25 protein-coding genes and 1 tRNA gene are annotated in these 24,581 nt (G+C 68.7%); 17 read left to right on the top strand and 9 right to left on the bottom strand.

From position 1 onward, the window contains the following. Window positions 1-104 precede the first annotated feature (104 nt). The 3 genes from ACFV9G_RS02405 (at window position 105) to ACFV9G_RS02395 (ending at window position 1,034) form a co-directional block, all read left to right on the top strand. Complete coding sequence (locus tag ACFV9G_RS02405) at window positions 105-320, top strand: hypothetical protein (RefSeq protein ID WP_378724571.1); 216 nt, start codon at window positions 105-107, stop codon at window positions 318-320. Between the two features lie 104 nt (window positions 321-424). Next, window positions 425-724 (top strand): WhiB family transcriptional regulator, encoded by a 300-nt coding sequence (locus ACFV9G_RS02400; protein ID WP_355021597.1) that lies wholly within the window; start codon window positions 425-427, stop codon window positions 722-724. 145 nt (window positions 725-869) lie between these two features. Beyond that, a complete protein-coding gene (locus ACFV9G_RS02395; protein ID WP_229788002.1) occupies window positions 870-1,034 on the top strand; it encodes a hypothetical protein in 165 nt (54 codons plus the stop codon). A gap of 108 nt (window positions 1,035-1,142) precedes the next feature. On the opposite strand, the gene ACFV9G_RS02390 is transcribed toward ACFV9G_RS02395, so the two are convergent. Beyond that, complete coding sequence (locus ACFV9G_RS02390; RefSeq protein WP_378724569.1) at window positions 1,143-2,789, bottom strand: GMC oxidoreductase; 1,647 nt, start codon at window positions 2,787-2,789, stop codon at window positions 1,143-1,145. Between the two features lie 115 nt (window positions 2,790-2,904). Between ACFV9G_RS02390 and ACFV9G_RS02385 the strand changes: the two genes are divergently transcribed. The 3 genes from ACFV9G_RS02385 to ACFV9G_RS02375 all read left to right on the top strand — a co-directional run bounded on the left by ACFV9G_RS02385 (window position 2,905) and on the right by ACFV9G_RS02375 (window position 4,728). Continuing rightward, window positions 2,905-4,005 carry a dihydrodipicolinate reductase gene (locus tag ACFV9G_RS02385; protein ID WP_378724567.1) on the top strand — a complete coding sequence of 367 codons (1,101 nt, stop codon included), beginning with the start codon at window positions 2,905-2,907 and terminating at the stop codon, window positions 4,003-4,005. Next, the gene (locus tag ACFV9G_RS02380) at window positions 4,002-4,484 is read left to right on the top strand and encodes a carboxymuconolactone decarboxylase family protein (RefSeq protein WP_378724566.1); all 483 of its coding nucleotides are present in this window, start codon (window positions 4,002-4,004) and stop codon (window positions 4,482-4,484) included. Before ACFV9G_RS02385 ends, ACFV9G_RS02380 begins: the two co-directional genes overlap by 4 nt. Window positions 4,485-4,563: 79 nt before the next feature. Then, window positions 4,564-4,728: a hypothetical protein gene (locus ACFV9G_RS02375; protein ID WP_378724564.1), complete on the top strand. Its 165-nt coding sequence runs from the start codon at window positions 4,564-4,566 to the stop codon at window positions 4,726-4,728. 10 nt (window positions 4,729-4,738) lie between these two features. Here ACFV9G_RS02375 and argS read toward each other — a convergent pair whose 3' ends face one another. The 3 genes from argS to ACFV9G_RS02360 form a co-directional block, all read right to left on the bottom strand. Next, on the bottom strand, window positions 4,739-6,412 hold the full coding sequence (gene argS / locus ACFV9G_RS02370; protein ID WP_378724634.1) for an arginine--tRNA ligase: 1,674 nt from the start codon (window positions 6,410-6,412) through the stop codon (window positions 4,739-4,741). Window positions 6,413-6,570: 158 nt separating this feature from the next. Beyond that, a complete protein-coding gene (locus ACFV9G_RS02365; protein ID WP_378724562.1) occupies window positions 6,571-7,344 on the bottom strand; it encodes a hypothetical protein in 774 nt (257 codons plus the stop codon). A 206-nt stretch (window positions 7,345-7,550) separates the two neighbouring features. After that, window positions 7,551-7,709 (bottom strand): DUF5679 domain-containing protein, encoded by a 159-nt coding sequence (locus ACFV9G_RS02360; protein WP_091051197.1) that lies wholly within the window; start codon window positions 7,707-7,709, stop codon window positions 7,551-7,553. A gap of 554 nt (window positions 7,710-8,263) precedes the next feature. Here ACFV9G_RS02360 and ACFV9G_RS02355 point away from each other — a divergent pair. Together ACFV9G_RS02355 and ACFV9G_RS02350 are read left to right on the top strand one after the other, a co-directional pair. Continuing rightward, window positions 8,264-9,289: a PHP domain-containing protein gene (locus ACFV9G_RS02355; RefSeq protein WP_378724560.1), complete on the top strand. Its 1,026-nt coding sequence runs from the start codon at window positions 8,264-8,266 to the stop codon at window positions 9,287-9,289. 11 nt (window positions 9,290-9,300) lie between these two features. Continuing rightward, window positions 9,301-9,846: a M48 family metallopeptidase gene (locus ACFV9G_RS02350; RefSeq protein ID WP_378724559.1), complete on the top strand. Its 546-nt coding sequence runs from the start codon at window positions 9,301-9,303 to the stop codon at window positions 9,844-9,846. Here the strand turns inward: ACFV9G_RS02350 and ACFV9G_RS02345 are convergent. Together ACFV9G_RS02345 and ACFV9G_RS02340 are read right to left on the bottom strand one after the other, a co-directional pair. Continuing rightward, window positions 9,765-10,388 (bottom strand): NUDIX hydrolase, encoded by a 624-nt coding sequence (locus ACFV9G_RS02345; protein ID WP_378724557.1) that lies wholly within the window; start codon window positions 10,386-10,388, stop codon window positions 9,765-9,767. The genes ACFV9G_RS02350 and ACFV9G_RS02345 overlap by 82 nt on opposite strands. Beyond that, on the bottom strand, window positions 10,385-11,719 hold the full coding sequence (locus ACFV9G_RS02340) for a zinc-dependent metalloprotease (RefSeq protein ID WP_378724555.1): 1,335 nt from the start codon (window positions 11,717-11,719) through the stop codon (window positions 10,385-10,387). Before ACFV9G_RS02340 ends, ACFV9G_RS02345 begins: the two co-directional genes overlap by 4 nt. A gap of 56 nt (window positions 11,720-11,775) precedes the next feature. Here ACFV9G_RS02340 and ACFV9G_RS02335 point away from each other — a divergent pair, with 56 nt between their 5' ends. The 6 genes from ACFV9G_RS02335 to ACFV9G_RS02310 all read left to right on the top strand — a co-directional run bounded on the left by ACFV9G_RS02335 (window position 11,776) and on the right by ACFV9G_RS02310 (window position 17,199). Beyond that, window positions 11,776-12,201, top strand: coding sequence for a molybdenum cofactor biosynthesis protein MoaE (locus ACFV9G_RS02335; RefSeq protein WP_378724553.1), 426 nt, complete (start codon window positions 11,776-11,778; stop codon window positions 12,199-12,201). A 35-nt stretch (window positions 12,202-12,236) separates the two neighbouring features. Further along, complete coding sequence (locus tag ACFV9G_RS02330) at window positions 12,237-12,473, top strand: hypothetical protein (RefSeq protein ID WP_378724551.1); 237 nt, start codon at window positions 12,237-12,239, stop codon at window positions 12,471-12,473. A gap of 33 nt (window positions 12,474-12,506) precedes the next feature. Further along, entirely contained in the window at window positions 12,507-13,553 is a 1,047-nt protein-coding gene (locus tag ACFV9G_RS02325; protein ID WP_378724549.1) for a PDZ domain-containing protein, read from the top strand. Next, window positions 13,550-14,176: a PPA1309 family protein gene (locus ACFV9G_RS02320; RefSeq protein ID WP_378724548.1), complete on the top strand. Its 627-nt coding sequence runs from the start codon at window positions 13,550-13,552 to the stop codon at window positions 14,174-14,176. Before ACFV9G_RS02325 ends, ACFV9G_RS02320 begins: the two co-directional genes overlap by 4 nt. Continuing rightward, window positions 14,173-17,070: a UPF0182 family protein gene (locus ACFV9G_RS02315; protein ID WP_378724546.1), complete on the top strand. Its 2,898-nt coding sequence runs from the start codon at window positions 14,173-14,175 to the stop codon at window positions 17,068-17,070. Before ACFV9G_RS02320 ends, ACFV9G_RS02315 begins: the two co-directional genes overlap by 4 nt. A gap of 55 nt (window positions 17,071-17,125) precedes the next feature. Beyond that, window positions 17,126-17,199 (top strand) — tRNA-Met (locus ACFV9G_RS02310). 118 nt (window positions 17,200-17,317) lie between these two features. Here ACFV9G_RS02310 and ACFV9G_RS02305 read toward each other — a convergent pair. The 3 genes from ACFV9G_RS02305 to ACFV9G_RS02295 form a co-directional block, all read right to left on the bottom strand. Then, entirely contained in the window at window positions 17,318-18,313 is a 996-nt protein-coding gene (locus ACFV9G_RS02305) for a DUF2804 domain-containing protein (protein ID WP_378724544.1), read from the bottom strand. 35 nt (window positions 18,314-18,348) lie between these two features. Beyond that, on the bottom strand, window positions 18,349-19,125 hold the full coding sequence (locus tag ACFV9G_RS02300) for an MBL fold metallo-hydrolase (protein ID WP_378724542.1): 777 nt from the start codon (window positions 19,123-19,125) through the stop codon (window positions 18,349-18,351). A gap of 111 nt (window positions 19,126-19,236) precedes the next feature. Then, window positions 19,237-20,592: a flavin monoamine oxidase family protein gene (locus ACFV9G_RS02295; protein ID WP_378724540.1), complete on the bottom strand. Its 1,356-nt coding sequence runs from the start codon at window positions 20,590-20,592 to the stop codon at window positions 19,237-19,239. A gap of 123 nt (window positions 20,593-20,715) precedes the next feature. Between ACFV9G_RS02295 and ACFV9G_RS02290 the strand changes: the two genes are divergently transcribed. The 3 genes from ACFV9G_RS02290 (at window position 20,716) to ACFV9G_RS02280 (ending at window position 24,558) form a co-directional block, all read left to right on the top strand. Then, a complete protein-coding gene (locus ACFV9G_RS02290; RefSeq protein ID WP_378724538.1) occupies window positions 20,716-21,369 on the top strand; it encodes a hypothetical protein in 654 nt (217 codons plus the stop codon). Beyond that, complete coding sequence (locus ACFV9G_RS02285; RefSeq protein ID WP_378724536.1) at window positions 21,366-23,219, top strand: YhgE/Pip family protein; 1,854 nt, start codon at window positions 21,366-21,368, stop codon at window positions 23,217-23,219. Before ACFV9G_RS02290 ends, ACFV9G_RS02285 begins: the two co-directional genes overlap by 4 nt. 160 nt (window positions 23,220-23,379) lie before the next feature. Then, complete coding sequence (locus tag ACFV9G_RS02280; RefSeq protein WP_378724534.1) at window positions 23,380-24,558, top strand: mandelate racemase/muconate lactonizing enzyme family protein; 1,179 nt, start codon at window positions 23,380-23,382, stop codon at window positions 24,556-24,558. Window positions 24,559-24,581 lie beyond the last annotated feature (23 nt).

Genomic DNA, 24,581 nt, shown 5'->3' with positions numbered 1-24,581 from the left:
TTTAATCGTTTGCGGCCGACCTGCCCGGCCGGTTACTGTTCTTTCATCAAGTAAAGCCGCGCGCCGATGAGGCGCGCCCGACAGCCCCGAAGGAGGTGGCCCCAGTGAAGATCAACCAGATCAAGACGCCGATCAATGGCATCGCCATGTCCGCGTGCGGCCACCCCGAGCTGTCCAGCCCGAAGTGGGCCACCCCGGCTGCTGGTGCCTTTACGGGCGCCGGTTACGGCATGCGCGTCGAGGGACTCGTGTCCCCGCAGGCGGATGCCATCAAGGTCAAGTCCCACGGGATTCGAGCCTGGAGCTGTCCGACTACGTAGAACCACGTAGTCACAGCAGCCTCCAGGCCGCGGAACCCGAAACCCGGGATCCGCGGCCTTTCTGTTTCTCAAAACCCGCGATCAGTCACAAAGGAGGTGTACATATGACCAGCATTCTCGAGCCCGAGGTCACTCTCGGCGTTCTCCACGACCGCGCCAACCGCTACGACGAGGACCAGCTGCCCTGCCGGGTCAACAACCCGGAGCTGTGGTTCGCCGAGTCTCCTGCCGACGTCGAGTTCGCCAAGACGCTCTGCGCGACCTGCCCCGTGCAGCCGCTCTGCCTCGCCAGCGCCCTCGACCGGCGTGAGCCCTGGGGCGTCTGGGGCGGCCAGCTGCTCCTGCAGGGGAAGGTGATCCCCCGCAAGCGGCCCCGTGGCCGGCCCCGCAAGGACGCCGCCTGAGCAACCGAACACCTTCAACACCAGCAGCCGTTCAACGACGAAAGGCAACAGCCATGAACACGATCGTGATGACCATGGGCGCCGGAGCCCGCTGACCAGCAGGAGACGACCAGACATGAACACCAACCGAGTACGGAGCACTCAGATGAACTTGCTTTACGAAGACCTGGCGCGCGCGCAAATGTCCGCGCGCCTGGGAGAGGCGCGTGAACTGCGGCGAGGCCATGCCCTCGTCAAGGCTGCTCGCCTGGGCCGCAAGGCCGAGCGAGCCGCCGTCCAGGCGAAGCTGGCTCTTGCCCGCGCGCTGTAAGCCCCTCTCAGGGCAGAAGACCTCACCCCTCTGATCGCGGGTGTGGAAGATGACCGGCCAGTCCGAGAAACCCTCGGACTGGCCGGTCCTACATCTCAGCCGAGCCGATCAGAGGTCGGTGGCGATGATCCTCTCGATGTTCCGCTCTGCGAGAGCGGTGATCGTGACGAACGGGTTGACGCTGGTGTTGCCGGGGATGAGCGCGCCGTCGATGACGTACAGGCCGTTGTAGCCGTGCAGGCGGCCGTAGTTGTCCGTCGCCTTGTTGATGACGGCTCCGCCCAGTGGGTGGTAGGTCAGGTGGTCGCCCCACTGCTTGTTGTTGCCGAAGAAGTCCGTCCGGTAGATCGTCCCTTCCTTCTGGTTGATCTTGTCGAAGATCGTCTTTGCCATCGCGATGGAGTCCTGCTTCCAGGCGGTCTGCCACGACAGGTCGACCCCGCCGCTCCCCGCGTTGTAGGAGAACGAGGCCCGGCGGGTGGTGTTGGTGATCGAGAGATACAACGACGCGTACGTCTCGATCCCGGTAGGCAGCGGCGCGACCTCGGCGAAAGCGCCACCGGCATCCCAGTTGTCGATGCCCGAGCACGGGATCGTCGACTGGACGTCACCGGTCGGGTCCCACATGTGGTTCGCCCGTCCACACATGACGTTGCCGTTGTCGCCCCATCCCTGGCCGACTTCGCTGTTCAGAGCAGGCAGCGCGCCGGTCGCCTTCAGCTTCACCAGCAGCTTGCTCGTGCCGACGCTGCCGGCCGCGAAGAACACCTTGCCCGCGTTGACCGTCTTCGTGGCCACGACGTCGCCGGCCGTGTTGATCTGCTCGAGGACGACGTCGTACCCACCGGCTGCCGCGGGCCGGACCGACGTGGCCCGGTGCAGCGAGGAGATCGCCACCTTCCCGGTGGCGGCGGCCTGGGCGAGGTAGGTCTTCGGCAGCGTCTTCTTGCCGTAGTTGTTCCCGTAGATGACCTCCTGCGCCAGCGCCGACTTCGGAACGGTGCCGTTGTCCTCGGCAACCATGTAGTTCCAGTCGTACACGTCCGGGACGAACGTCCAGGCGAAGCCCGAGCGCTGGGCCTGCTTCCGGCCCACACGCGAGTACTGGTAGTACGAGGTCCGCTCGAACCAGTCCGGGTCGATCGATCCGACGCCGAGGGCAGCGTTGGCGCGCGGGTAGTAGGTGGCGTACATCTCCTCGGCGCTCACCGAGGGCAGGATGGAGCCGAAGTTCTGGCGCTTCGGGGTGACGGCCATGCCGCCGTTGACGAGCGATCCGCCGCCGACGCCGCGTCCTTGGTAGACGGAGATCCCGGCGAAGTCTTCGGCGTCCAGGATCCCGGCGTACTTCGGGATGTCCTTGTCGAGCGGGAACCCCAGGAAGTTCTTGAGCGGCTGTTTGGTTCGAGTGCGCATCCAGAAGGCGCGGTGGTCGGGACTCGTGATCTTGGGGTGGATCTTGCCGTCTGACCCTGGGGTGGCCGTGGCCCAGTCCTGGCCCATCTCGACCATGTGGACGTTGATGCCGGCCTGGGCCAGTCGCAGGGCTGCGACCGAGCCGCCGTAGCCGGTGCCGATGACCAGCACGGGCACCTGCGCCCCGTTGCCGATCGACGACGGCGCTGCGGCTGCCCAGGTCGGGCTGGTTCCGAATGCTCCTCCCAGCATCCCGGCCCCAGCCAGCGACCCTGCGCCGAGCATGAATCCTCGGCGTGACAGGCCTCGCGGCCCGCCCTCCCGTGGTGTGTTGTTCATGATGACCTCCCTTTCCATCACTTCCGTCACTGATTGCTAGAACATGTTCTAGTATCCGTGTGACGGGTGTCACTGGTTTCGCAACTTTCATGCAAACCGATCAGAGAGAGGTCGCATGGTCACCACATGCATTTGGGGTACGGGCAACATCGGTCGACTCGCCATCAGCGCGGTCGACGCACATCCACGGCTCGAGCTGACGAGCGTGCTCGTCCACGATCCGGAGAAGGTCGGCCGCGACGCCGGCGACCTCGCAGAGCTCGGCCGTGACCTCGGGGTCGCCGCCACCGACGACATCGACGCGGTGCTCGCGGCACGTCCGCAGGCGATCGTGTACGCCGCATCGGGCGACATCCGCCCGGACGAGGCCCTCGCCGACATCGTGCGAGCGCTCGGGACCGGTGCCGTGGTCGTCACGCCCGCCCTCTACGCGCTCTACGACCAGCGCAACGCTCCGCCGGAGATGCGCGAGCCGGTGCTGGCCGCGATCGCCGAGGGTGGTGGGTCCCTCTTCGTCTCCGGCGTCGATCCGGGGTGGGGGAACGACGTGCTGCCGCTGCTGGTCAGTGGTCTGGGCAGCACCGTGGACGTCGTCCGGTGCCAGGAGATCTTCGACTACTCGACCTACGACCAGCCCGACTCCGTCCGCTATCTCGTCGGGATGGGGCAGCCGATGGACTACGACGCCCCGATGCTCATGGAGACCGTGCCGACCATGGTGTGGGGCGGTCAGGTCCGGTTGATCGCCCGCGGGCTCGAGGTCGAGCTCGACGAGATCCGGGAGACCGTCGAACGGCTGCCGCTGGACGAGACCGTGACCACCACCTCGATGGGCGACTTCGAGAAGGGCACCCAGGGCGCGGTGCGCTTCGAGGTCCAGGGCATCGTCGGCGGCGAGCCGCTCATCGTCGTCGAGCACGTCACGCGCATCCATCCCTCGTGCGCCCCGCACTGGCCGACGCCGCCCGACGGCGACGGCGCCCACCGGGTGATCATCGAGGGCGACCCACGGATCGAGGTGACGGTCGAGGCGACCGACAAGTCTGGAAACCGGGCAGCGGGCGGCAACGCCACCGCGGTCGGCCGGCTCGTCGGCGCGGTCGAGTGGCTCGTCGACGCAGACCCCGGCCTCTACGACGCGCTCGACGTACCTCTGCGTCCGGCGACCGGCAAGCTCGGCGCGGCCAAGACCGCCCAGGAAGGTGTGACCGCATGATCATCGACGTCCCCGAGGGGAAGGACCCGATCGCGTACGTCTGGGGCGAGATGGTTCACGGGATCGGCCCGGCCGCCGCCGGCCTCTCGCTCGCCGTCTACGAGCACACCACGCTCGGGCTCCGCGAGTTCGAGGCCGCCCGGTTGCGGATCGCGCAGATCAACGGGTGCGTCTTCTGCCTCGACTGGCGCACCGAACGAGACGGCGAGAAGGTCGAGGAGTCGTTCGCCGAGGCGGTCGAGGAGTGGCGTACGACAGACGCTTTCGACGACCGCACCCGGCTCGCCGCGGAGTACGCCGAGCGCTACGCGATCGACCACCACGGCATCGACCAGGACTTCTGGGACCGGATGTCGGCCCACTACACCGATGCCGAGATCGTCGAGCTGAGCATGTGCCTCGGATCGTGGCTGGCGTTCGGCCGTCTCAACCACGTTCTGGGCCTCGACAGCGCCTGTGTCCTGCCCTCAGGGAGGTAACACGGACCTGACATCCGGGTGATCCAGAATTTCGGTGTTGCACCGTGGGAAGCGCAGGAATTCGACCTATCGTTGAGACATGAAGACCTGCGATTTCTGCGGATGCTACGAGGCCGACCCCAACCGCCTCCTCGCATGGACCACCGCGGTCGAGCGTGGGCGTGCGAAGTCGTTCTGCGAGGCCTGCTCGCGACGTCACGTGCGCTCCATGGAAGCCAAGCTCGACTCCGACTGGTGGTCCTGAGCACCACCGCTCACATCCTCTGTGGCGCCTCGATCCCGAGGAGCCCGAGTCCCTCTGACAGCACTCGCCGGGTCGCCTCGCACAATGCGAGTCGGGTCTGCCTGACCTCACCCTCTGCCTTGAGCACCGGACAGTTCTCGTAGAACCCCGTCAGGGCGGTCGCCAGACCATAGAGGTACGCGGTCAGGTGATGCGGCTCCAAGGTGTCGGCGACCTTGGCGACCACCGATGCGAAGCCGGTCAGCTCCAGCGCCAGCCGCTGCTCGGCCGGGTGGGACAGCGTGTTGATGCCGTGCGCCTGCTGCGGTGCCTGCGCGAGGATGCTGCACACCCGGGCATGGGCGTACTGCAGATACGGGCCGGTCTCGCCGGTGGTGGCCGACATCCGGGTGAGGTCGAAGACGTAGTCGCGGGCGAGGTTGTTGGAGAGGTCGGCGTACTTCACCGCAGCGTTGGCCACGGCACGTACGACCTCGGGACCGGCGTAGCTGGCCGCGGCGGCCTCCTCGGCGGCGTCCAGCAGCGCGGTCAGCGAGACCGTCTCGCCCGAGCGGGTCTTGAACGGTCGGCCGTCGGGGCCGAGCACGGTGCCGAAGCCGATGTGCTGGACCTCCACCGAGTCGGGCAGCCAGCCGGCGGCGCGGGCGACGGCGAAGACCATCTCGAAATGCTGGCTCTGCCGGTGGTCGACGATGTAGACGACCCGGTTCACGGCCAGGTCGTCGACGCGGTGCCGGATCGTGGCGAGGTCGGTGGCGGCGTACCCGAACCCGCCGTCGGCCTTCCGGACGATCAGCGGCAGCGGGGCGCCGTCGCGGCCGGTGAAGCCGTCGGGATAGACGACCTGGGCGCCGGCCGACTCGGTCAGCAGTCCCGATGCCCGAAGGTCGTCGACGACGCCGGGGAGCTGCGGGTTGTAGCGGCTCTCGCCGTCGAAGTCGTCATCGGTCAGGAGTACGCCGAGCCGGCCGTAGGTGGCCTCGAACTCGGCCATCGAGGCGTCGACGAGCGCCTGCCACAGCGCGAGGGTGGTCGGCTCGCCGGACTGGAGCGCGACCACCCGCCGCCGGGCGGAGTCGGCGAAGCCCGGATCGTCGTCGAAGCGCGCCTTGGCCCGCTGGTAGAGCGCGAGCAGCTCGGACATGTCCAGGTCGGCGACCGTCGCCGGGTCGCTGAGCCCCTCGCCGAGCAGCTCCTCGACCAGCATGCCGAACTGGGTGCCCCAGTCGCCGAGATGGTTCTGCCGCACGACGTCGTGGCCGGTGTAGGCCAGGACCCTGGCCAGGGAGTCGCCGATGACCGTGGAGCGCAGGTGGCCGACATGCATCGGCTTGGCGACATTGGGGGAGGAGTAGTCGACGACGACCCGTCTCGGGCTCTCCGGAACGGGTACGCCCAGGTGTGGGTCGGTGAGCAGGTCGCTGACCACCGCGCCGAGGACGTCGGGGGACCAGGTGAGGTTGAGGAACCCGGCTCCGGCCAGCTCGAGGGAGACGAGATCGCCCAGGTCGACGGCATCGATGAGGCGGGCGCCGATCTCCCGCGGCGGCAGGCCGAGCGGGCCGGCCAGCCGCAGCGGGAGATTGGACTGGAGATGTCCGAACTCGGGCCGGGTGGCCGGCCGCAGCTCGGGATCGATACCGGCGAAGGTGTCGCCGAAGCAGGTGACGACGGCGCTCTGCAGGGATGCGGACAGGGCAAGGGTGTGCTCGTGCACGGGAGTGGTCCTAGGAGGTGAAGAGGGCAGGCTGACGCGAGGGCGGGGTCAGAGACCCATTCCTCGTCGTCGCAGCGCGCTCTTCGTGACCATGTCCGCAAGGGTGCCGGAGGCGTCGGCGGAGGTCAAGCCGGTTCACCCGTCCCCGGCCCGGCCGAGGCGATCAGGTCCCAGGCGCAGCCGCAGTAGGGATGCCGCAGCCACGGTCGGACGGTGGGCTCGTCGTCGCGGGTGAGGATCACCGACGCCGACCACGAGGTCGGGGTCCGCCCGGCGAGGTAGGTGCGGGCGTCGCGTACGGCCCAGGAGAGCGCGAGGGACTGCAGCAGCGCGTCGCTCGGCACCTCGTTGCCGACGAGCTGGCTCACGACCACGGCCCGCCGCTCGTCCTCCTCGGCGAGCGTCGCGTCGAGGCAGCGTAGGCACGCGGTGACCCCGGGGACGACCAGCGGGCCCACCGTCCAGGTGTCGGGGCCGCTCTCGACGACGAGGTGTGCCCTGCCCTCGCGCACCATCTCGTCGGCTCGTTCGCGGTCCAGCGGCCCTTCGGAGAGGAGTACGACGATGTCGGGCGCGGCCGACGTTGCCGGGGCCGGTCCGATCAGTGCCCGAGCCGCCGAGAGCAGCGCCGGTGGACCGTCGAAGCCCACCCGTGGTGACGGCTCCCCGCCGTCCGCCTCCATCAGCAGGCCGGCGTTGCCCAGCTGCTGCATCGCGTGTCGTCCGGGCAGGTGGTCGGGCTCGACCGCTTGGCCGGCGGCGAGGTCGGTCAGCAGGCGGCGTACCTCCACACCGTCCTGCACGATCGCCCGCCGTGGCGGGTCGATGCCGATCTGGAGTCGGGTCTCATCACGTCGTACGGCCACATACCCCGGCCGAATCCGGTAGCGCGTGCTCATGCCGGGAGTCTCACATCGCCCCGGATTTCCCGCACCGACAATCCACAGGGCCTGTGGATAACCTGCCGAGACGTCACCTACGTCGGCCGAGTTGGCACCTGGATGACGTCTCGGCCGACGGGGCTGACGCCTCGGCAAAACGTGGCAGCGGCGCCGCCGGACATGCCGGGGACGCCGCCGCGTGGGCTCAGGATGAAACTGAGCGCTCAGGCCTTACCGAGGATGCGGTTGAGGTTGGTGCTGCAGACCGGGCAGACGGCCTTGGCCATCTTGGTGCCCTTGTCGTTCACCCGGATCTCACCGGTTGCCTCGCGCTTCTCCTTGCACTTCACGCAGTAGAACTCGCCGCTCCAGGTCTCCGCCATGACGGCCTCCTTGCCTTTATTTAACTGGTCGTCGCGACGGGGTTGTCAGGGAAGCCCGTCGGAAGCTCGTCATGTCGAGCCAACTCGACCCTACGACACGCGGCGCTTTCGGCGGCAACACGGGCTATCAAGCGAGTGTCGGCGTGTTGGCGTCATACCGGGGGATTCGCGACTTTCGAAGGGGCATCGAAGCGTTGCCGAAGGCACTTGCCAAGGTCGCCGAGCCACCTGAAAACTGGAGGGACCCCCGGTGCCTGGATCGTCCTTCGCCTTCCCCTTGCGAAGGCCGTCCGGCGGCGCCGGGGGTCCCACTGACATCGAACTTAAAGAGGATGTGGGAGCGCGTCAACGTCCCACTCCGCGTTGCTTGTGGACAAGATGTGGACAACCCCGCTTTGCTTGGGGACAGCCGGTGGAAGACACGCGCATTCCTGTGAGTAACCAAGTGACCGGATGAAGAATATTCGGTTGAATCAGGACCTTGACCAGGGAAAAGCATTCTCCACCGCCTGTGGAGGCAAAAATAGTTGGAGGAAGATTTGGTAGGCGAGCCGTTGTCCCCCGTCGCAGCGCTGCGACGGATCGCATTCCTGCTCGAGCGCGGACGCGAGGACACCTACAAGGTGAAGGCGTTCCGCGCCGCGGCCGCAGCGATCCTGCCCCTCTCCGAGGAGGACGTGCGCAGCCGGGTGGCCGAGGGCACCCTGACCGAGCTGAGCGGGGTCGGGGCCAGCACTGCCAAGGTCATCAGCGAGGCCGCGCGCGGCGAGGTTCCGCAGCGGCTGCTGGAGACCGAGCGCGTCCACGGCGGTCCGCTGACCGCCGACGGGGCGGGGGAGGGGCTGCGGAGCAGGCTCCGTGGCGACCTGCACAGCCACTCCGACTGGTCCGACGGCGGGTCGCCGATCGAGGAGATGGCCTTCACCGCGATCGAGCTGGGACATGAGTACCTCGTGCTCACCGACCACAGTCCGCGACTGACGGTCGCCAACGGCCTCAGCGCCGCCCGCCTGGAGCGGCAGCTCGGTGTCGTCGACGCGGTCAACGACCACCTCGCCGGACACGGGTTCACCCTGCTGAAGGGGATCGAGGTCGACATCCTCGACGACGGCAGCCTCGACCAGACCGACGAGATGCTCGCCAAGCTCCAGCTGCGGGTCGCCAGCGTCCACTCCAAGCTCAAGATGGAGAAGGAGCAGATGACGAAGCGGATGGTCGCGGCGGTCTCCACGACCCGGATGAACGTGCTCGGTCACTGCACCGGTCGACTGGTCACCGGGAACCGCGGCACCCGGCCCGGCAGCCAGTTCGACGCTCGCAAGGTCTTCGAGGCGTGCGCCGAGCACGAGGTCGCGGTCGAGATCAACTCCCGGCCCGAGCGGAGAGACCCGCCGTCCAAGCTCCTCGAGCTCGCTCGCGACGCCGGTTGCCTCTTCTCGATCGACTCGGACGCACACGCCCCGGGGCAGCTCGACTTCCTCGTCCTGGGGTGCGAACGAGCCGAAACGGCGGGTATCGAAGAGGAACGGATCATCAACACCTGGCCGCGGGATCGCCTGCTGGCCTGGGCGAACAGGTAGTTTCTTGACCTATGGACGGCCCGGAGATCGAGGTGCGACGCAGCAAGCGGCGTCGGCGTACGGTCTCCGCCTACCGTGACGGCGACCGAATCATCGTGATGATCCCGGCCGCCATGTCCCAGCGCGAGGAGGCCGAGTGGGTCGAGCAGATGGTCGCCCGCCTGGAGAAGGCCGAACGGCGTCGCAAGCCCAGCGACGATGATCTGATGCGGCGCTCGGCCGCGCTGAGCGACCAGTACTTCGGCGGCCTGGCCAAGCCCGACTCCGTTCGCTGGGTCGACAACCAGAACAGTCGCTGGGGCTCGTGCACCCCGGGCGACCGCTCGATCCGGCTCAGCGACCGGCTGCGAGGCATGCCGAGCTGGGTCGTCGACTACGTGCTCGTCCACGAGCTCGCCCACCTCTTCGAGGCCAAGCACAACGAGGCCTTCTGGGCGTGGGTCGACCGCTATCCCCAGGCCGAGCGCGCCAAGGGCTACCTGGCCGGCTGGTCCGCCGCCGCCAAGCTCCCCGCCCCTCCGGGCGATGAGGACGACGACGTCGAAGAGATCGACTGACCGACTCGGCGAGCCTGGGCGAGCTCGATGAGCTCGAGGAGATTGTCCTCGGGGTCGGGGATGCCGTCGACCGGCCACCAACGTACGTCCAGCGACTCCTCGCTCACATGCGGGACCGCACCAGCGGGAGCGAGGGCCATGAAGCGTACGTCGAGGTGGTGGACGTCCCCGGACGGAGCGCAGAAGGGAACCGGGTGCTCGGAGAGCTGCACCAATCCAGGCAGCGGCACCAGGTCCGGCACCCCGGACTCCTCACGCAGCTCACGGGCGGCGGCCGCCCACAGCGTCGCGTCGCCCTGCTCGAGATGACCACCGAACTGGAACCAGCGCCGCGCCTTGCGATGGTGGGTCAGCAGCACCGAGGAACCGTCGTCGGAGAGCACCACGCACGAGGCCGTCAGGTGGTCGGGTACGCACGACTTGAAGACCCCGGTGGGCTCGGACTCGAGATGGGAGACGTAGCGCCGCCGCAAGGCCTCCTGCGGAGCCGACGGCGCATCCCACGCCCGCAGGTTCGCGAGCGCGTCAGCGTGCAGACTCACTCCTCAGCGTCTCCGCCGAGCAGCTTCTTGAGCTCCGCGTCGAAGTCGATCGAGTCGACGTCGGGAGCCTCGGCGCCCTCACGGAAGCCGAGCGGGTCGTCGAGGTCGGCCGAGGTGGGCAGCAGCGCCGGGGACATCCAGACGCCGTCGCGGGCCTCGATGCCCTGTCGGGTGCGCAGCGAGCCCCACAGCGCGGCCGCGTCCCGCAGCCGTCGTGGCCGGAGGTCGAGGCCGACCAGGGTCGCGAAGGTCTGCTCGGCCGGACCGCCGGCAGCCCGGCGGCGGCGTACGGCCTCCTGCAGCTGCGCCGCGACCGGCATCCTCTCGGCGGTGGCCAGGGCGACGACCTCGTCGACCCAGCCCTCCACGAGCGCCAGCACGATCTCGAGCCGCTCCAGCGCCGCCTTCTGCGCGGGCGAGTCGGGCACCTCGAACATGCCTTCCTCGAACATGTTCTGCAGCTGGGACGGGTCCTGCATGGCGGAGAGGTCCAAGCCGCGCATCTGCTCCTCGATGCGCTGCTGCATGGCCTCCATGTTGAGCTCGACGCCACGCGCGTAGTCGGTCACGGCCGAGACCACGTGGTCACGCAGCCACGGCACGCCGGCGAAGAGCCGCTGGTGGGCGGCCTCGCGCAGGGCCAGGAAGAGCAGCACGTCGTCGGTGCTGACGCCCAGGCCCTCGGCGAAGGGCTCGACGTTGACCGGCAGCAGCGCGGCCTGACCGGGCTCGGTGAGCGGGATGCCGATGTCGGAGACGGAGATGACCTCACCGGCGAGATGGCCGAGGCCGGTGCCGGCCTGGTTCGCGTACAACGCGCCCATCGCCTTGCCGACGAACCCGATCATCGGGCCCATCTGGGCCTTCATGTCCTCGGGGAGCTGGCCGCTCATCGCGGCCGCGGTCGAGGCGGCGACCGGCTCGATCAGCGGCTTCCACGCGTCCAGGGTGTTGACCAACCACTCGGCCTTCGACCAGGCGGTGGCGGACTTCACGCCGGAGGGGAATGACGTGGTCTCCTCCAGCCAGTGGTCGGCCAGCTGGATCGCGTCGGCGACGGCGTCCTTCTGCCGCTGAGAAGGCGTCGGGTCCGGCGAGGACGCGGCGACCTTGCGGGCGAGGTCCATCGCGACGTCCCAGTTCAGCGGGCCGTCATAGGGCTGTAGCAGCGACTGGATCTGACCGAAGATCTGGCTCAGGTCAGGCATGCCGCCGGGGCCTCCGCCGACGCCGCCGATAGGAAAACCACCGAAGAACGCCTCAAAGGGCGTGCCCTTGAAGGGGTTCTCCGGCTCCTCCGGCTCGTCGGGGCCACCTGGGGTCTGACTCATGTGTCCAGCCTACGCGGTTACGGAAGCCTGCTGTCAGCAAGCACTAGGCTGGCCTCATGAACGCTGCCGTAAAGCTCCTCGACATCCGGGAGACCCCTCTCGATGTCACCGAGGTGATGGACGCACTCGACGACGAGACCTCGGGTGGAGTCACGATCTTCGTCGGCCGCGTACGCGACCACGACGGTGGAAAGGGCGTGACGGGTCTGGACTACCAGGCCCACCCGACCGCCCTCGCACGCCTGGAGGAGGTGGCCGAGAAGGTCGCTGCGAACCACGCCGTAGCCGGGCTCGCCGCCGTCCACCGCACCGGCCACCTCGACATCGGCGACATCGCCGTCATCGTGGCCACCGCCTCCGGCCACCGTGGCGAGGCCTTCGCCGCCTCCCGCGACCTCATCGACACCCTGAAGGCCGAGGTGCCGATCTGGAAGCACCAGGTCTTCACCGACGGCACCGACGAGTGGGTCGGCGCGCCCTGATGCGCGCCGCAGTGCTCACCAAATAGGCTCAGCCCGTGGACATCCTGCTCTGGCTCGTACCGTCTGCGGTCATCACCGTGCTGGCGATGGCCTGGGTCGCGTTCCTCGGACGTGAGGGCCGCGAGCAGGACCGGGAAGAGGTCGTACGCCGCCTCGGCGTCGCGCTCGAGAAGGAGAAGACGCGGGAGCGCTCGAGAAGGTACGCAGCGCCCCAGCCGCCGCCGGACAGATCGACCGGAGTCGCGGTCCGTGTCAACCGCGACGCCTCTTAGGGTGCACTTGGTCTCGAATGAGAAGGTGACGCTATGACACAGCGCACCCTGGCCGGTCTGGTCGCCCTGCCGCTCGTGGTTGCCCTGATCGTGATCGCCTGGGTCGTCCCGCTTCCGTTCACGATCTACAGCCCCGGGCCGACGGTGAACGTCCTGGGCGAGTTCGACGGCAAGGACATCGTCCAGGTCGAGGGTCACCCGAGCTACCGCGACAAGGGCCAGCTGCGGATGACCACGGTCTCCGAGACCACCCGTGAGGCTCGGCTCGGACTCTGGACCCTGCTCGGCGCATGGATGAGCGACACCGAGGCGGTCTACCCGCGCGAGGTCGCCTACCCCGACCAGGGCACCGTCGAGGACGACCGCGAGGCCGGGCAGGTGCAGATGGCCAGCGCTCAGGACGCGGCGATCGCGGCAGCGCTCACCAAGCTCGGCGAGGACGTCGACGAGGTCTCGGTCGCGGAGGTGACCGAGGACGCGCCGGCCGCCGGCAAGCTGAAGGCCGACGACGTGATCACCAAGGTCGGCGACAAGGCGGTCGACACCCCCGAAGAGGTCGTCGCCGAGGTGCAGAAGGTCGAGCCCGGGGACACGATCGAGGTGACCATCGAGCGCAAGGGCAAGACGCTCACCGAGACCATCAAGACCGGCGAGAAGGACGGCAAGGCCTTCATCGGTGTCTCGCTGGGAGCGACCTACGAGTTCCCTTACGACGTCAAGATCACCCTCGATCCGGCCATCGGCGGACCGAGCGCCGGACTGATGATGGCGCTCTCGGTCTACGACACCCTCACCGAGGGGCCGCTGACCGACGAGAAGAAGATCGCCGGCACCGGCACCATCGACGGGGACGGGAACGTCGGCCCGATCGGCGGGATCCAGCAGAAGATCCCGGGTGCGGCCTCGGACGGAGCCGAGCTCTTCCTGGTGCCCGCCGGCAACTGCCAAGACGTCGAGGGCGCCGAGAACGGTGACATGCGCCTGACCCGTGTGGAGACTCTCGACGACGCCATCAAGGCGATCGAAACCTGGACCGAGGACCCGAATGCCAAGCTGCCGACCTGTGGGGGCACGAAGTGAACGACACCCCTGAGCCCACGCCCGGGCCCACTCCTGAGCCCACTCCTGAGCCCACTCCTGAGCTCAGCCGAGGTCTCGACCTCGAGACCGACCCCGCGCTCGCCGCGGCCGTCCTCGAGATCGAGTCCCACGTCGCCGGCCTGGGCTGGGACGGGCCGGCGCGGCTCTTCGCGCTGGTCGACACCGCCGCGCTGGTCAGGGCCGAGCCCGCGCTCGCCACGATGATGGGCCTGGACGCTCCCGACCAGGACGGGTCGCTGACCCCGATCGAGCAGGACCAGGTCCCGGTGACGACCCAGCTGGAGGAGGTCCTCCAGACGACCGCCTGGCCCCAGGGGGTCACCGGCTGTGCGGCGGTCGTCGAGCGCCTGGTGCTGCCGCCCGATGCCGACGGCAAGATCCCCGACGACGCCGAGGCGGCCGCGGAGTTCGCCAAGGCGCACCCCGACCGGCAAGAGGTACGCATCGTGGCCGGCGCGACACGTGCTGGTGCTACGTACTGTGCTCTGCGGTTGAAGGCGCACGACGACGACCAGTCGGTCATCGGCGGCGTCGATCTGGTCCCCGAGCTCCTCGAACTGCTGCGTGTCACTCTTGAGGAGAATCCGGAGGGTGAGGAATGAGCTTGTTCGACGACGACGACCCGGCGCAGGCGCCGGCGCGCACACAGAGCAGCGGCCGCAACCGATGGCTGGCGATCTCGGCCGTCTCGGTCATCGTGCTCTTCTTCGGCATCAGTGCCTTCGCCGCGATCTACACCGACGCGCTGTGGTACGACGCGATCGACTTCAGCAGCGTCTTCGGCACGGTCTTCTGGACGCGGACCGCACTCTTCGTCATCTTCTTCGTGCTGATGGCGATCATGATCGGGCTGCCCGCGGCACTCGCCTACCGCACCCGTCCCTACTTCCACCCGGCCGACGACATCGGTGGGCTGGACCGCTACCGCGACGCGATCGCGCCGATCCGCACCTGGCTCTTGGTGGGCGTCGCTGGTGTATCGGGGATCTTCGCCGGCTTCTCGGGCGCCGGCCAGTGGCGTACGTATCTGATGTGGCGCCACGGGCGCGACTTCGACAAGACCGATGAGTTCTTCGGCAAGGACATCGGCTTCTACGTCTTCGACCTGCCGTGGTGGCACTACCTGGTCAACTTCGCGCTGACCGGGCTGATCCTCGGCACCATCGGCGCGATGGTCGTGCACTATGTCTACGGCGGGATCCGGCTCACCGCGCAGCGAGACCGGTTCACCCGCTCGGCGCAGATCCAGCTCAGCGCCATGCTCGGGCTGATCCTGCTGGTCAAGGGGCTCGACTACTGGGTCGACCGCTACGACCTGGTCAACGGCTCCGGGCCCCGCCTGGACGGGATGACCTACACCGACGAGCACGCCGTCCTCCCGGCCAACCAGATCCTGCTCGGGATCGCGGTGATCTGTGGCGTGCTGTTCATCCTCAACATGTGGCGGCGCAACTGGCAGCTGCCCTCGATCGCGATCTCGCTGTTCGCGATCTCGGTGCTGCTGATCGGGATGATCTGGCCCGCAGTCGTGCAGGGTTTCCAGGTCCGGCCGAGCGAGCAGGACAAGGAGAAGCCCTACCTGGCGGCCAACATCAAGGCCACCCAGGACGCCTACGGGATCGCCAAGGACGACCTCGAGGTGACCGAGTACACCTCGCAGGCCGAGGCCGACGGCGCCTCTCCCGAGCAGCTCGACGAGACCGCGTCCTCGTTGCCGATCGTCGACCCCGCTGTGGTCCACCGCGAGTTCGAGCAGGTCCAGCAGGGTCGCTCCTACTACTCGGTGCACGAGCCGCTGGACATCTCCACCTACGAGGTCGGCGGCAAGGAGCGCGCGGTCGTGCTCGGCGTACGCGAGCTCAACCAGGCCGGCATCTCCGACTCCGACCGCACCTGGACCAACCTGCACACGGTCTACACCCACTCCAACGGCGTGATCGCCTCCTACGCCAACATGCGCGGAGCCGACGACAAGACCGAGTCGAACCAGATGCAGTGGGCCGAGGGCGACCGCACCGGCCAGCACGACCTGACCTCCGGGCAGGGCAAGTTCCAGGACAAGGTCTACTTCGGCGAGGACTCGCCGGAGTACTCGATCGTCGGCAAGGCCGACAAGGGCGCCGCGGTCGAGCTCGACTACAACTCCGAGGACGGCGAGACCCGGACGACGTACGAAGGTGCCGGCGGCATCCCGATCGGGTCCAACTTCCGCCAGCTGATGTACGCCATCCAGTTCGGCTCCACGAACTTCCTGCTCTCCTCACGGGTCACCGAGGACTCCGAGATCCTCTACGACCGCTCTCCGAAGGAGCGGGTGCAGAAGGTGGCGCCGTGGCTGACCCTGGACGACGACGTCTACCCGGTGATCGTGGGCGGCCGGATCCAGTGGGTGGTCGACGGCTACACGACCACCGACCGCTACCCGCAGGCCGCGCGTGACTCGTTCGCCTCGATGACCGACGACGCCACCCAGACCTCGGCCGGGGTGCAGACGCTGCCGACCGACGAGATCAACTACATGCGCAACGCGGTGAAGGCGACCGTGGATGCGTACGACGGCACGGTCACGCTCTACGAGTGGGACGAGGCCGACCCCATCCTGCAGACGTGGGAGGCGGCCTTCCCCGGCACCGTGATGCCGAAGTCGTCGATCCCGAAGGAGCTGCTGGAGCACCTTCGCTACCCCGAGGACCTCTACAAGGTGCAGCGCTACCAGCTGGCGCGCTACCACGTCTCCGACCCGGACGTCTTCTTCTCCGGCAACGAGCGCTGGGCCGTGCCCGAGGACCCCAACGACGACAACCACCAGCAGACTCCCTACCGGATGTTCCTCGATGACGGCTCCGGCACGGCGCGCTGGTCGCTGACGTCCGCGTTCGTGCCCTACAACCGTCCCAACCTGGCGGCGATGATGTCGGTCGACTCGGACGCCACCTCGGAGAACTACGGGAAGATCCGGATCACCACGGGATTCCCCGACGACACCCAGGGTCCGGGCATGGTCTCCAACGAGTTCCGTACGGACAAGGCGATCGCCGACGAGGTGGCCTCCTTCAACCGCTCCGGATCGGCGCCGGTGTGGGGCCAGGTGGTCACATATCCGACGGCGAAGAACGGCATCCTGTACGTCGAGCCGATCTACGCCCGCCGAGCGACCGCCTCGACCTCCGGCTATGCCCAGCTGGCCTTCGTGCTGGTCTCCTACGACGGACGGGTCGGCTACGGCTCGACGCTGAACGACGCCCTCGAGGTCGCGCTGACCGGCGCCGCCCCGACGCCCCCGACGGCCTCCGATCCCGACGAGGAACCGGCCGAGACCACCCCACCCTCCGGTGACTCGCCGGCCGAGGTGGGCCAGCTCCTCGAGGACGCGCGTTCCTTGTTCGCCCAGGCCGACGAGGCCGGCAAGGCCGGCGACTACGCCGAGCGCGAGCGCCTCATCGCCGAGGCTCAGGACAAGGTCGACCAGGCCGCCGACCTCATCTCGGGGGGATGAGGGACATCTCCGATTAGGGGTTCGTTTCCCCTCGCGTGTAATGTTCTTCTTGCGACGCGGGGTGGAGCAGCTCGGTAGCTCGCTGGGCTCATAACCCAGAGGTCACAGGTTCAAATCCTGTCCCCGCTACTCCAAAGAAGAAGCCCGGACCGAAAGGTCCGGGCTTCTTCGATTTCCGGGTCTGAACTGCGGTGTCGTTGTGCGTCGGTGCGCTCAGAAGTGGCTAGGCGGGGATCTACTACAGGTTTCACCAGCGGTTGTGTACCTCTTCGGCCCAGCCGAGGATCTGGTCGAAGGCGATCTTGTCGCCGTCCGGGATCGCGTAGGTGCCTGACCAGTGCCCGAAGCACTGGTCGGTGCGCCCGGCCAGGACGCCGAAGTTGGTGCGGGTGACCTTGTCGTAGAACGGTTCGAACGTCGCCTCGAGGCCGCCTCCATGGACGCGCCAGGGCCGGCGCCATTCAGCCAGGTCGTAGTCCCAGGTGAGCTCCTCGTGGATCTTGTGCAGCCTCCCGTCGACGTACAGGGAGTTCTCGGTCGACCCGGTGCCCTCGGTCCAGAGACCGCCGACCTGGAGGCCGATCACCCGACCGCCACTGCGACCCGAGCCAGCGCCCCAGTTCCAACTGATGCTGTAGGGCCATCGGCCCCGGCCGTGGTCGAGGACTGCCCAGGAGTCATCCGCGGGGAGCTGGTGGGCGATGCCGTCGATGGTGAGTGATCCTGTCGCCGGCCGGGCGACATCCTTGACTGTGTACTGAAAACGGGTCGAACTCCACGGCACCACGACAGCCAGTCGTTCGTGCAGCGCGGGCAGATGCGCGACAACGTCGATCGAGACTCCGGGGATCCGGGCTTGCAGGCGTGTGCCGTCGGTGTCGGGGGTCACCTCGATCTCCAGTTCCTTGGCGCGGGCGAACGCTCGGCCGCTCTCGACGGTGGCCGGTAGCTCGACATGCCGTGGCGGGATCACCGTCGCCGCTGCGCCCCAGGTCTGCTCGGTCACACGGTCGAGGACCCAGACCTCATGGACGGCGGCGTAGTCGATCGAGGAGACGGTAAGCCCGACGATGTGGGTCGGCGTGGTGACATTCCAGTATTCCCAGCGCTTGTTGCGGCCCCGGCCGCGACCGATGCCGGTGGTGTCGACAAGCGGCTGACGTGCCCACCCGACCGCGTCCGGATTGAGGTGACCGTTCGGCAGTGTCAGCGTGACGGGGTGAGTCAACTCGCGCTCGGACATCGTGTTCCTCTTCATGAGACGACGGCGACGTGAGGCTAGCGGAGCAGGCTCGGGTCGTGGGCGTTGACGAGGACGAGGTCGGGGGAGGGGGCGGCCCAGAGCTCGGCGAGGCGCTCGTGGTTGGCCTGGACCTTCTTCCGGTCGTGCGCGATGAGGCGTTCCATCAGGGTCAGGGTGCGCGGCGCGTGGCCGGAGCCGTCGATCTGGCCGTGGTGATAGAAGGCGTCGCCGGCGTGCAGGACCCAGTGGTCACCGGCGTCGACGGCGACGGCGGCATGGCCGCGGGTGTGGCCCGGCAGATTGATCAGCACCAGGCCGGCAGAGATCTCGGTGAGCTCCTTGGCCCCCGCGAACCCTCTCCAGGACTCGCCCTCCTCAGGTGTGTGCTCGACGAGCACCGGGCCGTGGGCCCGCTGGCTGGGCAGGTAGCGGCCTCTCTCGACGGCGCCCTGGGGGTGCAGGGCGGCGAAGTTCTCGGCTGCGGTCAGGTGTACCTGCGCCCAGGGGAAGTCGGCGAGCCCGCCGGTGTGGTCGGCGTCGAAGTGGGTGAGCACGACGTGGCGTACGTCCTGAGGGTCGAAGCCCAGCCGCGCGACCTGCTCGACGGCCGACTCGGAGACGTCGAAACTCGGGCGCACCAGGAAGCGAGCGCCGCCGAACCGGCCCTTCGGGTCGGCTGCGTCCTGCGTACCGAATCCGCTGTCGACGAGCACGAGACCGTTCTCCGTCTCGACGAGGAGTACGTGGCAGACCAGGCTGCCGGGCGTGGCTACCGGGTGCATCGTGCCGCAGTTGAGGTGGTGGATCTTCACGCGAGCGCCTCCATGATCTCGGCCAGGACATCGGGACTACCGCTGATGATGTCGAAGACGAGTCTCTTCGTGCCACCGACATCGGAGATCTCGACCTGAGCAGGCTTGAGGTCATGCCAGTGCCGCGAGGATCTCCTCGGCGCTGCGTTGGCCCGAGCGGACTGCTCCCTCCATGTAGCCGCTCCATGCTGTGGCGTACTCCGCTCCGGCCCAGTGGATCCGACCGACGGGCTCGCGCAGCAGCGGTCCGAAGTTCGTCCAGACGCCGGGGCCGAAGCCGGCGCCGTAGCAGCCCCGGGTGAACTCCTCGGCGCTCCAGTCCTTCTCGACGTACGACATCGGGGTGGCTGCCTCGCCCCCGAAGTAGCGCACGAAGGAGGCGATGACGCCGCGGCGACGCTCGCTGTCGGGAAGACGTTGCCAGCTGCGGGCTTCGCCGGCCTCGACGAAGCCGATCAGGATGCCGACCTCCGCGCCGGGCGGGGAGACGTCGAAGGTGACCTTGACCGGGCCGCGGTCGGATATCGCCTGGCCGTTGAGTCCCCGCTCGCGCCAGAACGGCTTCGGGTACGCCGCGAAGCACTTCACGACCGTTCCGGCCGGCACGCGCTGCGTGAGCTGGTCGCGGCCGGCGGGAAGGATCGGGTCGTAGTCGAGCCGCCCGGCGAGGGTCGGAGGCAGGGTGAGGAGGGCATGTCGCGCCGTGTGGGTCTCGCCGTCGCGGGTGATGGCACTGACGCTCTCGCCGCTCTGGGCGATGCGGGCCACAGGCGAGCTGAACCGCACGTCCTGGCCGACGGCGAGGTGCTGGGAGACCAGCACCGATCCACCGACGACGCGATCCTTCTGGGCGCCGCTGTCGGTGGAGGCGAGCGTATCGAGATCGCCGTTGCTGATCGTGTAGAAGAGCGTGTGGAGCAGGGAGAGGTCGGCGGCGTCGGCCGAGTAGAGAGCCTCGGTCAGCACGCGGAAGTAGGAACGGCCGGTGGGCGTCCTCAGGTTGCGACGGATCCACGACTCGAAGGTCTGGCCGTCCAGCAGCGAGGCCTTGGGGTGGGCCCACGGCCGCTCGACGTCGACGCCGCGTGCGAGCCTTTCGTAGCGGGCCAGGCCCTGGGCGAGGTCGGCCAGGGCGATCGGGTTGAACTTGGGCGTCGCGCCCTTCTGCGGGCCGAGCCGGGACTGTTTGCCGCCGAGGTCGACGAGCAGCTCGCCGGCGTCGTTCCAGGTCGGGAACGTCTCCAGGCCCAGCTCGTCGACGAGCCGGTACATCTCGGTGTGACCCTCGCCGATCCAGGTGCCGCCGAGCTCGATCGGGTGCCCCTCGAGGACTCCACCCTCGGTGCGACCGCCGACCCGGTCCCGTGCCTCCAGCACCACGACGGACCTGCCGGCCGAAGTGAGCCTGCGGGCCGCGCTCAGGCCGGCCAGGCCGGCTCCCACCACGACCACGTCGGTATCGGGCATCGTGGGAGCCTCCGTTCACGTCAGGCGTACGACTGAAGTCACGGTACGACGTCCTCGGTGCGGCTGCGCCGGGATCGTTGTGCCTGATCGTCTTTGCCGACATTTGGTGACAGGGTTTCGGCCATGAGTGAGGACGTGGTCGAGGAGGAGACGACGAGGCTGCGAGCCCTCGGCGTGCGTGTTCAGCAGGGGACCCGGAATCTGCTGCCCACTACGTCGTTGACTCTGCGCGGGGGAGAGGTCGCGGTGGCGATGGGGCCGCCGGGCGGTGGGCACACGTCGTTGGCGCTCGCCCTCGCCGGGCGGCTCCGGCTGGATGCGGGCAGGGTGGAGATGGACGGTGACGCGTCGCCTCGGGCTCTGCAGGCGGCCGTGGCGCTCGTCGATGTGCCAGGGGTCTCCGAACCCGACGAGATGGTGCCGTTCCGCACGATCCTCGGCGAGGAGCTCGCCATGGCGAAGCGCAAGCCGAGTGCTGCGGCCATCGACGGCTGGCTGGGGGAGTACGACCTCGGGACCGGCGTCACCACGGAGGCGGTCCCGCCGGGACCCCGACTCGAGATCCTCGCGCGGATGGCGCTGCTGCGGCCGGGCACCCGCTTCCTCGTCCTCACCTATCCCGAGCGGCTCGGCCTGCCGGTCGCACGGTGGCTGGAGATCGCCGACGACCTCGCCGGTTCGGAGACTCGGCCCGGTGTCCTGGTCACCGCGAGCGCCGCGGTCTCGATCCCCGCCGGCGTGCGTACGTTCACCATCGGTCCGACGGAGGAAGCATGAACTCGCTGCGTATCGCCCTGACCGAGCTGCGCCGGATCACGGCCGGACGGCTGGCGAAGCTCGTCATCGTGGCGCTCGTCCTCGTCCCCACGCTCTACGCCGGGCTCTACCTCTACGCCAACCACGATCCGTACGCCCACTTCGATGAGCTCCCGGCGGCTCTCATCGTGGAGGACACCGGGGCCACCACGACCGACGGCACGAAGATCGACGCCGGGCGCGATGTCGCCGACAAGCTCCTGAAGTCGGGCGACTTCGACTGGTCGGAGGTCTCCGCGGCCACGGCCGAGGAGGACATCCGGCAGGGCGACTACTACTTCGCCCTGCGGATCCCCGAGGGCTTCTCCCGGACGCTGACCGGCGCGGAACGTCTCGACCCGAAGCAGGCGCAGATCCAGGTCATCACCAACGATGCCAACTCCTACCTGTCGACCACGATCGCGACCAACGTCACCGACAAGGTCCGTGACGCCATCGCCAGCGAGGTCTCCGAGCAGGCCGCGGCCAACTTCCTGCTCGGCATCTCCGACCTCCGCTCGGGTCTGGTGAAGGCCGCCGACGGTGCCGCGAAGCTGGAGAAGGGTGCGGGCACGCTGCGCGACGGCGCCGGGAAGCTGGCCACCGGGGCCGGCGACCTCGAGAGCGGCCTGAACACCATCGAGAGCAAGGTCGCCGACCTGCCCGCCCAGACGCGCGAGCTCGCCACCGGCGCACGCAAGGTCGCCGACGGGAACGACCAGATAGCCGCCACCGGGCAGCGGGCAGCGACCGCCGTCGACGATGCCGTCGCCGCCTACGACGCCGCTCGGACGGATCTCGACGCTCGGCTCGAGGCCGAGGGGCTCGACCAGCAGCAGCGAGCCGACATCCTCGCCATCTACGACCGCGGCTCCGCCCCGCTCGACCGCGTCGACCAGCGCGTCGGCGACGTCTCCGGCCAGCTCGACCAGCTCGCGACCGGCGCTGACCAGGTCGCCGACGGCAACGAGCAGCTCGCGGACGCGATGCCCGATCTCGTCACCGGGATCTCCTCGGCCGCCGACGGCGCCGGCGAGCTCAGCACCGGAGCGACCAAGCTGCGCGACGGCGCCGGCACGCTCGCCACCGGCGCCGGTGACCTGAAGAAGGGGCTGCAGGACGGCGTCGCGCAGGCGCCGGCCACCGACGAGGAGCTGCGCGACCAGATCGCCTCGACGATCGCCGACCCGGTCGCCATCGACTCGGTCTCCGAGGCGAAGGCGTCCTCCTACGGCGCCGGGCTGGCGCCATTTTTCCTCGCCCTGGGCGCGTGGATCGGCGGGTACGTCCTGTTCCTGCTCGTCCGGCCGATCTCGACCCGCGCGCTGGCCGCGAACCAGGCGCCGCTGCGGATCGCCCTGGGTGGCTGGATCACCCCGGCGCTCATCGGTGCCGCCCAGATGGCCGTGGTGATCGTGGTCGTCGGCTTCGCCGTCGACATCACCCCGGTGAACTGGCTCGGCACCTTCGGGTTCCTGCTGCTCACCTCGGCGACGTTCATCGCGATCGTGCACATGCTCAACGCGCTCCTCGGGGCGCCGGGTCAGTTCCTCGGCCTGGTCCTGATGGTCGTCCAGCTCGTCACCGCCGGCGGCACCTTCCCCTGGCAGACGATCCCCGGGCCGCTGCACCCGCTCCACCACGTGCTGCCGATGAGCTACGCCGTCGACGGGCTGCGCCAGCTGATGTACGGCGGACTCTCGGGGCGCGTCGTCGCAGACGCCCTCGTCCTGGCCGCCTTCCTCGTCGGGGCGCTGCTGCTGACCAGCCACGGTGCCCGCCGGCAACGGGTCTGGACGCCCAAACGCGTGAGGCCCGAGATCGTCCTCTGAGGCGCGCCATGGCTCGGCGGCAGACAACCGACGGTTGACAACAGACAAATGATGTCTGATGATTTCGGCAGGTGGTCACCACGAAGGTGGTGGCGACCTCCAGAAGCAGACCATCGACGGCGTCACCGCCGCGGCCGAGGGCTAAGGGGCCGACGAAACCATGCGCATCACGGGCTATCGCACGCTGACCACGGTGCACGACTGGGGACGTCCCATCGGCGACGTCAACGGCGCCGTCGGGTCGGGCAAGACGGCGGTCCCGATCGTCGTGCTCACCACCGACTCGGGGCTGGAAGGCATCGGCCTGGGCCACCATCAGGGGCTCGACGTCGTCTTCCCGGCGCTGGAGGGTGAGGACCCACGCGCCGTGCAAGCGCTCTACGACCGGATGCTGTCGTGGGTCTTCAAGTCCGGGCACGCAGGCGCGGTCTTCGGGGCGATCGGCGCACTCGACATGGCGCTGTGGGACCTCAAGGCCAAGGCCGCCGGCCAGCCGTTGTGGCGTCTGCTCGGCGGGCGCGACCGGGTCGTGCCGGCGTACGCTTCCGGTCTGGACGGGCCGCTGACCGACGACGAGCTGGCCGAGCTCCAGACCCGGTTCGCCGACCGTGGCTTCACCGCCGTCAAGATCAAGGGCGGCCTGGACGTCGAGGCCGACCTGCGGCGCCTCCACCTCGTGAGCGACGTCTTCCACGACCGGACGGGTGCCGCGCCCGCGCTGATGCTCGACGCCAACGAGTCCTGGTCACGCAAGGAGGCGGTACGCCACATCGGCCGCCTCGAGGAGTCGGTCGACCTCGCCTGGGTCGAGGAGCCGGTGCGCCGGTGGGACGTCGACGGCCTGACTCGGGTGTCCCAGTCGGTGCGTGCGGCCGTCGCGACCGGGGAGAACCTCACCGGGCTCGAGCAGTTCCGGCCGCTGCTGCAGGCCAACGCGGTCGACGTCGTGCAGACCGGCAGCGTCTGGGGGATCACCCACTTCCTGCGCGTGGCCGCGCTCGCGCTGGCCTTCGACCTGCCGATGAGCCCGGTGGGCTACAACGCCAACCCGGTCGCCCACGCAGCCACGGTCGTTCCCAACCACCTCTCGCTGGAGGTGCAGGACCTGCACCTGCCCTTCGGCATCACCTCCGACCAGGAGATCGAGGACGGGCACCTGGTGCTCGGCGACCTCCCTGGTCTCGGCCTCGTCGTCGACGAGGCCGCGATCGAGCGCATGAATGAGGCCGCCGACTGGGGTCGCCACGGCGGCCCCCACGTACGCCCGGAGCGAGCCGGTCGCCGGCTCGTGCGCAAGCCGTCCCTCCACCCGCGCTCCCCGGGCACCTCCCCACGTTGATCCGCTCCACCCACGAAAGGACC

Origin of the sequence: Nocardioides sp. NPDC059952 (assembly GCF_042730435.1) — a bacterium.
Classification (GTDB): domain Bacteria; phylum Actinomycetota; class Actinomycetes; order Propionibacteriales; family Nocardioidaceae; genus Nocardioides.
This window is presented reverse-complemented; position numbering and strand designations above follow the sequence as displayed.